Here is a 2001-nt window from a genome sequence, read left to right as displayed (position 1 = left end):
CGGCCTCGTCAGCCGCGCGTTGCAGTGCCGCCAGCAGGGCGGGCTGCAGGTTCGCCACGCCCGGGTACTCCTCGTCGTGCACGGTGACCCCGTCGGGAAGAACTCCATCGGTCACGTCCACGACGCCGTCCGCGCGGTCGCCGACATCGCCGAACGACGGCAGGACGCCGGAATCGGAGCGGGAGAGGTACTGCGCGACCGTGACGCCGAGCGCGACGAGCACCACGATCATCAGGAGCAGCACGACCCGGGATCGCGTGCGAGGAGAAGGGTGCGTCGAGGAGGAGGTGCTCATGCCAGGAGTCAAAGACGCGTCCGGTTGCCGCAGCGTCTGCGATTCTCGATACGCGCACGATAGATCCGGGCTCGTACCATCGAGGCCATGCGGGTTTTGGTCGTCGAAGACGAGCCCTACATGGCCGACGCGATTCGTGCCGGCTTACGCCTCGAGGCGATCGCGGCAGACGTCGCCGGCGACGGAGACACCGCCTTGGAGCTGCTTGCCGTCAACACCTATGACATCGCCGTGCTCGACCGGGACATCCCCGGCCCTTCCGGGGACCAGGTCGCCGCGCACATCGTGGCGTCGGGCTCCGGCACCCCGATCCTCATGTTGACGGCCGCTGACCGGATCGACGACAAGGCCTCAGGATTTGAGCTGGGGGCTGACGATTACCTCACGAAGCCGTTCGAGCTGCGCGAGCTGGTGCTGCGGCTACGGGCACTCGACCGGCGCCGCGCACGCCACCGGCCGCCGCTGCGGGAGCTGGCTGGCGTCCGTCTGGATCCGTTCCGGCGTGAGGTGTATCGGGACGGGAAGTACATCGCGCTGACGCGCAAGCAGTTCGCAGTACTCGAGGTCCTGCTCGCCGCAGAAGGCGGTGTGGTCAGTGCCGAGGAGCTCCTGGAACGAGCGTGGGACGAGAACGCCGACCCCTTCACGAACGCCGTGCGCATCACCGTCTCGGCGCTGCGTCGACGCATGGGGGAGCCCTGGGTGATCGCCACTGTCCCGGGCGTGGGCTACCGAATCGACACGCAGGGTGGCTAGGCCCCGCGGTCTGAGTGTGCAGGCGAAGCTCGCGCTCAGCTACACCGGCTTCGTGATGCTCGCGTGCGTGCTGTTGCTCGTCGTGGTCTCTGCGTTCCTGCTGCGGTACGTGCCCGACGGACCGATCGACACGCGCGGCCCGTTCGTGCCCAACCGGTCCGATCTCATCGAGGCGTTCGTGCCGCGCGCGCTCCAGGCGATGGCCGGCATGTTGGTGCTCGGACTGGTGGGTGGCTGGCTCCTGGCCGGTCGCATGCTGTCCCCGCTGCGGCAGATCACGCACGCTGCACGTCGTGCCAGCGCCGGCTCGCTCACCCACCGGATCGACCTGGAGGGACGCCAGGACGAACTCCGTGAGCTCGCCGACGCGTTCGACACGATGCTCGCGCAGCTCGAGGCCCACGTGGCCGAGCAGCAGCGGTTCGCGGCCAACGCCTCGCACGAGCTACGGACTCCGCTCGCGACCACGCAGACCCTGCTCGAGGTTGCTCGCGACGACCCGGACCACGGCGGCGCCGAGCTCGTGGACCGGCTCCTGCACATGAACACGCGCGCGATCGACCTGACCGAGGCGCTGCTGCTGCTCAGTCGCGCCGACCGGCGGTCCTTCAGCCCCGAGCCCGTCGATCTGTCGCTCCTCGCGGAGGAGGCCGCCGAGACCCTGCTGCCGCTCGCCGAGCGGCGTCGCGTGGCCATCGACGTCACGGGCGATGTGGCGCCGACCAGCGGCTCGCGGGCGCTACTGCTCCACCTGATCACGAAACTCGTGCACAACGCGATCGTACACAACTCCGGCGCGCCGGCCACCGTGAGCGTCCGCACCGTGCGCGAGCCGGGCTGGGTGGTGCTCACGGTCGAGAACACCGGCACCCTGCTCGATCCGCACGTGGTGACGGGTCTGACCGAACGGTTCCGCCGTGGCAGCGGCCGAGTCCGCAGCGACCACGACG

Annotated in this window: 2 protein-coding genes and 1 pseudogene; 2 read left to right on the top strand and 1 reads right to left on the bottom strand. The window is 69.5% G+C overall.

Annotated elements, in window-relative coordinates; all coding sequences use genetic code 11:
* Positions 1–295: pseudogene (locus ACOJSN_RS08235) on the bottom strand (hypothetical protein); the annotation flags it as partial.
* 87 nt (positions 296–382) lie between these two features.
* Between ACOJSN_RS08235 and ACOJSN_RS08230 the strand changes: the two are divergent.
* Together ACOJSN_RS08230 and ACOJSN_RS08225 are read left to right on the top strand one after the other, a co-directional pair.
* Positions 383–1051, top strand: coding sequence for a response regulator transcription factor (locus ACOJSN_RS08230; protein ID WP_420112016.1), 669 nt, complete (start codon positions 383–385; stop codon positions 1049–1051).
* 16 nt (positions 1052–1067) lie between these two features.
* The coding region (locus ACOJSN_RS08225; RefSeq protein ID WP_420112015.1) for a sensor histidine kinase at positions 1068–2001 on the top strand (934 nt) is incomplete at its 3' end.

The organism is Pseudactinotalea sp., from assembly GCF_048594945.1.
In the GTDB taxonomy this organism is placed as follows: Bacteria; Actinomycetota; Actinomycetes; order Actinomycetales; family Beutenbergiaceae; genus Pseudactinotalea.
Note: the sequence above shows the minus strand (reverse complement) of the source record. Positions and strands in the feature narration are given on the sequence as shown.

Excerpts from the sequence above, each read along its gene's own strand:
- ACOJSN_RS08230 (WP_420112016.1), top strand. The coding sequence starts at position 383 with ATGCGGGTTTTGGTCGTCGAAGACGAGCCCTACATGGCCGACGCGATT.